At 65.2% G+C, this 1714-nt stretch carries 1 protein-coding gene; it reads left to right on the forward strand.

Annotation, left to right across the window (positions count from 1 at the left end; all coding sequences use genetic code 11):
* Nucleotides 1–29 precede the first annotated feature (29 nt).
* A partial coding sequence (locus BFL43_RS29100) for a DUF222 domain-containing protein (RefSeq protein ID WP_206186584.1) occupies nt 30–1714 on the forward strand: 1685 nt, incomplete at its 3' end.

The raw sequence follows: 1714 nt of genomic DNA on the forward strand, positions 1-1714 counted from the left end.
TGTCGTACCCCTCTGGCATAGTCGCTCATATGTTCGAGGGTGGGGATTACGACGTACAGCGGGTGGCCGGTATCGGCCCCGCGAACTGGCTGCGGCCCAACGAGTTGCTCCGCAACTGCGAGCGGTCGGTCGCCGCGCAAAGCTACTTCGAATGGGTCCGCTACGACAGCGCCGCCCAACTACACAAACTGGTCGTCGCACCCCTAGAGGACACCCCGGTGGCGCTACGGGCGGTCGACCCGTTCAGTGTCTGCGCCGCGCAACTGGCCGCGGCGCAGCAGATCACCCAGCAAGGCGCCGAGCACTACCTGACCCGAGCCCTGGCCCTGCGCGACCGGCTCCCGCACGTCAAACAACTGCTGAAAGAAGGGCACGTCGCCGCCCACCACATCGCGCAGATCGTCTCCCGCACCGATCTGATCGAGGGCTCCGAGCACATGGCCGATATCGACCGTGACATCGCCGCCCAACTACGCCGCCGGGGATCCTGGTCGACCAACCGGATCCGGGACATGGTCGATGCGATGATCATGCTCCGCGACCCCGACCTGGTAAGGGAGAACCGCACAGAGGCCAAGAAACGTCGTGGGGTGTGGAACAACAACATCGGCGACGGGATGTCAGCGCTCGACGCCGTCGGATCCGCCGAGACCAACAACCTCATCATGCAACGCCTGGAGAAATTGGCGATGTCGGTGTGCAACGCCGATCCGCGTCGCAAAGCCGAACGAATGGCCGATGCCCTCTTCGCGACGGTGATGGGACGCGAGTTCAGCTGCGAGTGCCCCAAAGACCCCAAACATCCCTGCACAGCCAGCATCTGGACATGGCCCGCAGACACGATGGTCTCGGGCGTCGATATGAAACTGGTCCTGCACGTCATCGCTGACCAAGCAACGGTCAACGGCGACGCCGACCACCCCGGCTACCTGCAAGGGCACGGCATCATCTCCGCCGAACATGTCCGCGACATCGCCGAACGCCCCGAAACCAAACAGCGCCCGATGCGCAACGAGTACGAACAATCCCAACCCCTCTGGAACGACCACGACCTACGCGCCGAAGCCGAATACGCCGACCTCTACGCCCAAGACCAAGCCGCCGAACAAGAACGAGCTGAACAAGAACAAGCCGCGGCCAACCAGACTTCCGCCGATACTGAGCAAGCGTCCGAACACGCCGCAACCGCGGCCGAGCCATCGGCCGCCGACAAGGGTTCAGCGGCGACCGAGGCCGCCGCACCCGACCACGCGTCGGAAACACAAGCCAGGCCTGCGGGCACCGGCGATGCTGATCAAGAAGCCGGGCCCGAAGCAGAACCGGGTCCCGAAACCACTTTCGGGCCGGAGCCAGAGCGGGAGACCGAGCCCGAACATCGGCCCGCAGCCGAGGCCGAGAGCCACGATGTAGCCGATCCCGAGGCCACGCCAGAGACCGAGCCGGATAGTGCCAAACCCGAATCTGAGACAGAGGGACAAAGCCAAACGTCTCCCCCACCCGCTGCGGCACACAAACGCGACCGCGGCCCGACCCGCGCGACCGTGTATTCCCGCGCACCCGAACCCCCGCGATACGACGACATGCTCGCCGAAGCAGCCGCACCCCCGTACTGGCAAGCCGTCCCACTCCCAGTCGTACAACCCGGCGACAGCTACCGCCCCTCCACCGTCCTCGACGACTTCATCCGCATGCGCGACCTCTACTGCATGTGGCC

Origin of the sequence: Williamsia sp. 1135, assembly GCF_002095395.1 — a bacterium.
In the GTDB taxonomy this organism is placed as follows: Bacteria; Actinomycetota; Actinomycetes; order Mycobacteriales; family Mycobacteriaceae; genus Williamsia.